General features: G+C 56.0%; 4 protein-coding genes, 1 tRNA gene and 1 pseudogene. 2 read left to right on the top strand and 4 right to left on the bottom strand.

Going from position 1 to position 3,837, the window contains the following annotated elements:
* A partial coding sequence (locus ACQKP4_RS28650) for a nicotinate-nucleotide diphosphorylase (RefSeq protein ID WP_427637396.1) occupies positions 1–343 on the top strand: 343 nt, incomplete at its 5' end.
* Between the two features lie 115 nt (positions 344–458).
* Here the strand turns inward: ACQKP4_RS28650 and ACQKP4_RS28645 are convergent.
* On the bottom strand, positions 459–764 hold the full coding sequence (locus ACQKP4_RS28645) for a DUF6388 family protein (RefSeq protein ID WP_427637395.1): 306 nt from the start codon (positions 762–764) through the stop codon (positions 459–461).
* Between the two features lie 130 nt (positions 765–894).
* Here ACQKP4_RS28645 and ACQKP4_RS28640 point away from each other — a divergent pair, with 130 nt between their 5' ends.
* A complete protein-coding gene (locus ACQKP4_RS28640; RefSeq protein ID WP_427637394.1) occupies positions 895–2,106 on the top strand; it encodes a hypothetical protein in 1,212 nt (403 codons plus the stop codon).
* Between the two features lie 12 nt (positions 2,107–2,118).
* On the opposite strand, the gene ACQKP4_RS28635 is transcribed toward ACQKP4_RS28640, so the two are convergent.
* The 3 genes and pseudogenes from ACQKP4_RS28635 to ACQKP4_RS28625 form a co-directional block, all read right to left on the bottom strand.
* Positions 2,119–2,194, bottom strand: a tRNA-Thr gene (locus ACQKP4_RS28635).
* 130 nt (positions 2,195–2,324) lie between these two features.
* Positions 2,325–3,737 (bottom strand): annotated as a pseudogene (gene pnp, locus ACQKP4_RS28630) (polyribonucleotide nucleotidyltransferase); the annotation flags it as partial.
* A 43-nt stretch (positions 3,738–3,780) separates the two neighbouring features.
* Positions 3,781–3,837: DUF1615 family protein (locus tag ACQKP4_RS28625; RefSeq protein ID WP_427637397.1), on the bottom strand; the 57-nt coding region annotated here is incomplete at its 5' end.

Here is a 3,837-nt window from a genome sequence, read left to right as displayed (position 1 = left end):
CAAGGAAAACCATATCGCCGCGTGCGGTGGCATCCCTGAAGCCATCAACGCTGCGCACAAGATCGCTCCGGGCAAGCCGGTCGAGATTGAAGTGGAAAGTCTGCAAGAGCTCAAGGAAGCGCTGGCGGCCGGCGCCGATATCATCATGCTCGACGAGTTGAGCCTGGATGACATGCGCGAAGCGGTGCGCTTGAACGGCGGCAAGGCCAAACTGGAGGCGAGCGGCGGGATCAACGAAAGCACGTTATTGCCAATTGCCGAAACCGGGGTGGATTACATTTCGATCGGTGCGATGACCAAGGATGTGAAGGCCGTGGACCTGTCGATGCGGCTCAGCCTCTGATTGAACAATGTGGAAGCGGGCTTGCTCGCGAATGCGCTGTGCCAGACGACAATCATGTCGATTGACCCCGCCTTCGCGAGCAAGCCCGCTCCCACCGGTGTTTCGCCTTCGGTGATCAGACCACCAGATTGTTCATCTCGCAGTACTCGTCCCACTCGACGCCCAGCACTTCGGCCGCCTCTTTGTGCAGAACCAGGCGCGCCGCCTCGAACTCTTCCGGGGTCGAGGTGTATTTGAGTGTCAGTTCCCAAGGCTGCAAGCCCTGTGATTCCGCCTCATCCTCGAATGCCCACTGGATCTGGTCTTTCTGATCGTCGGCGGGCAGGTCCTTGATCTCTTCAGCCAGTTGGGGCGACTCCAGCACGTACTTTTTGAGTGCTTCTTCGTGCCTGGCTTCCTGGGTCAATTCTTTAACGGTCATGTCGTTCTCGCTGATCTGGGGAATGGAAGATGGATCTGGATCATCAAGGATCTCTCTGACGCAAAAAACCGTGTGAAGCCCGGTTTGTCTGGCCTTCAGAACCATTCGTGGATCATCTGAAAACTGCTAAATGCTGCTCGTGCGACGTCCGAATATAGGACCTTTGGCGGACGAATTACAGGCATCGTTACATCAAATCTACAAAAAGACAGAAGGCCATCACACTGCATGCCATTTTTTATGCGCGCAGGAACAAGTTTCAAATATCCAAGTCATAGCGATGTGCCATCTAGGCACCTCAAAAGGAATTCAGGTGATGCGCCACTTTTCAAAGCTTCCGTCTACTCAGTTCGCAACCGGCATGGCTGCCCTTCTTCTCGGTACCCTGGCACTGACGGGTACCGCCCAAGCCAGTCTGGAGTACAGATCCGACAACGCTTCGTCGTCCGATAAATTCCTCGTTCACCATAATTATTACGGCACAGACGTGATGGTCAGGTCCGACCTCAGTATCGAGCAGGTGGAAAGGTTACAAAAAATTGTTAACACCAACACGGCCGATCTCGAAGCTCTAAAGAAAACCGTAAATGATCAGGCGCGCCTCATCGAAGAGCTCAAGCGCAACAACGGCTCCAGTTCCAGCTCTAACGCCAGTGAAGTGGAGAAACTGAAAAAGACGGCCAGCGAACAGGAGACTATCCTGAAAAACCTTGCCAAGGCCGTGGACGACCTCAAGCGCGAAAGCAGCACGAACTCCAGCTCAAGTTCCAGCGACGTGAGCGGGCTCAAGCGCACCGTCGGCGAGCAGGAAAACAGCTTGAATAACCTTGCCAAGGCACTCGACGAACTCAAACGCAACAACGGCTCGAATGCCAGCACCAATACCAGCGAGGTGACTGACCTCAAGCGCACGGTCAGTGAACAGGGAGACGGCTTGAAAAAGCTCGCCAGCCAGATGGACGATCTCAAACGCAACAGCGGCTCGAATGCCAGCACCAATACCAGCGAGGTGACTGACCTCAAGCGCACGGTCAGTGAACAGGGAGACGGCTTGAAAAAGCTCGCCGGCCAGATGGACGATCTCAAACGCAGCAGTGGGTCGAACTCAACTTCAAGCTCCGGTTCCAGCGAAGTGAACGAGCTTAAACGCAGCATCAACGAACAGGAAAATGCCCTGAAAAACCTCGTCAGTCAGGTCGATGAACTCAAGCGCAGCGCCGGATCGAGCTCCAGTTCAAGTTCCAGCGACCTGTCCAGTCTGAAACGCGAAGTCAGCGATCAGGACAATCAGCTGGATCAGCTCAAACGAACCGTGGAAGAGCTGAGAACGAAAGTGAAATAAGGGTTGATCGTGTGGTGCCCGAGACAGGAGTCGAACCTGCGACCTTCGCGTTACGAGTGCGCTGCTCTACCGACTGAGCTACACGGGCAGTGGGCTAAACCTAGCACCGGGTTCGAGAGCCAGCAACTTCAAGCCCTGTTCCCCAAATAAAAAAATGCCCCGCAGCTTTCACTGCGGGGCATTTTTTATAACGTTGAAGCGGTCAGGCGTGGGGGGTATTAAACGCCCGATGCCTTGGCTGCTGCTACGTCTTTGATGGACAGTTTGATACGGCCGCGGTTGTCCACGTCCAGTACCAGCACTTCCACTTCCTGGCCTTCTTTCAGAATGTCGGTCACTTTCTCGACGCGAGCATCGCTCAGCATCGAGATGTGAACCAGACCGTCCTTGCCCGGCAGGATGTTGACGAATGCGCCGAAGTCGACGATGCGTTCAACCTTACCGACGTAGATCTTGCCGATTTCAGCTTCTGCGGTGATGCCCAGAACGCGCTGACGTGCTGCTTCAGCCGCTTCCTTGGTTTCGCCGAAGATCTTGATCGAGCCGTCGTCTTCGATGTCGATCGAAGCCTTGGTCTCTTCACAGATCGCACGAATGGTCGCGCCGCCTTTACCGATGACATCACGGATTTTGTCGGTGTCGATTTTCATCGCGATCATGGTCGGAGCGTTTTCCGACAGCTCGGTACGCGACTGGCCAATGATCTGGTTCATCTGACCGAGGATGTTCAGGCGCGCTTCCAGGGCTTGGCCCAGAGCGATTTCCATGATTTCTTCGGTGATGCCTTTGATCTTGATGTCCATCTGCAGCGCGGTAACACCTTTGGCGGTACCGGCTACTTTGAAGTCCATGTCGCCGAGGTGGTCTTCATCACCCAGGATGTCGGTCAGGATGGCGAATTTCTCGCCTTCTTTAACCAGACCCATGGCGATACCGGCCACCGGTGCCTTCATCGGCACACCAGCGTCCATCAGGGCCAGGGAAGCGCCGCAAACGGAAGCCATCGAGCTCGAGCCGTTGGATTCGGTGATTTCCGACACCACGCGGATGGTGTACGGGAACACGTCAGCGGCAGGCAGCATGGCCGCGATCGAACGACGAGCCAGACGGCCGTGACCGATTTCGCGACGACCAGCGCCACCCATGCGACCACACTCACCGACCGAGAACGGAGGGAAGTTGTAGTGCAGCATGAACGGGTCTTTTTTCTCGCCTTCCAGGGTGTCCAGCAGTTGTGCGTCACGGGCGGTGCCCAGTGTGGCAACGACCAGAGCCTGAGTTTCGCCACGGGTGAACAGCGCCGAACCGTGGGTCTTAGGCAGAACACCAACTTCGATGTTCAGAGGACGTACGGTCTTGGTGTCGCGGCCGTCGATACGTGGCTTGCCGTTCACGATGTTTTCGCGAACGGTGCGGTATTCGATTTCGCCGAAAGCCGCTTTGACTTCGCTGGAGGAAGGCTGGCCTTCTTCGCCGGACAGCTTGGCAACCACCTGGTCTTTCAGCTCACCCAGGCGAGCGTAACGGTCGGCCTTGATGGTGATGGTGTAAGCCTGGGAGATCGCGTCGCCGAACTCGGCACGGATAGCGCCCAGCAGAGCGGTGGCTTCTGGCTGTGGAGCCCAGGTCCAGACTAAATGAAAACCCGGCCTTATCCGCCGGGTTTTTTACGCGTTAACGTTTCATGCAGCGTTGATATCGCTCATCAACTCGCTTGGCGAACCACGCCGT

The organism is Pseudomonas sp. NPDC086278 (genome assembly GCF_050280905.1).
Taxonomy (GTDB): Bacteria; Pseudomonadota; Gammaproteobacteria; order Pseudomonadales; family Pseudomonadaceae; genus Aquipseudomonas.
This window is presented reverse-complemented; position numbering and strand designations above follow the sequence as displayed.